This is a genomic window from Kocuria oxytropis, from assembly GCF_040981195.1.
In the GTDB taxonomy this organism is placed as follows: domain Bacteria; phylum Actinomycetota; class Actinomycetes; order Actinomycetales; family Micrococcaceae; genus Kocuria; species Kocuria oxytropis.
Genome location: NZ_JAVFXA010000100.1, coordinates 1 through 551, shown reverse-complemented (window position 1 = coordinate 551; position 551 = coordinate 1). Strand labels below are relative to the sequence as shown.

The 551-nt window shown below is 45.4% G+C and carries 2 pseudogenes; both read left to right on the top strand.

The annotated features are described in order from the left end of the window. Positions 1–328, top strand: a pseudogene (locus QYM41_RS17775) (hypothetical protein); the annotation flags it as partial. Next, positions 328–551: pseudogene (locus QYM41_RS17770) on the top strand (tellurium resistance protein TerC); the annotation flags it as partial. The pseudogenes QYM41_RS17775 and QYM41_RS17770, both read left to right, overlap by 1 nt.

Here is a 551-nt window from a genome sequence, read left to right as displayed (position 1 = left end):
CGTAACCCGTGATACCTTCGGGTTTGCTATGAAAGCAACCTGGGGTGTTGTAGATGGCGTAGAGCGTGAAGTGTTCAAAGATCCAGCTACTGATGATGGTACGAAGAAGTCTATCAAAGGTCTGGTGAGCCATAAGTTTGACGAAGATGCAATGTGGAGTTTCAAAGATCAGGTTACTGTTGACGATGAAGAGAATTCTGATTTGCCAGTAGTGTTCCTGAATGGCGAAATTAAGAACAAAGTATCACTCGATACTATCCGTTCCCGCATTGATACTTTCGTTAATCATCTTGTATCAATTCGTCTCCAACAAGGAAAAGCCGCCTGATGAATCTCATCTATCCAACTCTTGCAGTTGTAGGTGGTGGTGCCCTTCTCGTTGACTTCTTTGGTCATAAGAAGGGAGAGAAAATGGGCGTCAAAGCCGCTTCGCTTTGGTCTGTTTTCTGGATACTCTGCGGTATTGCAATGGGTGGACTTATCTACCTTGAGCAAGGCACTGCCGCAGCAAGCCAATACTTCGCTGGTTATGCGATGGAAAAGGCTTTGTC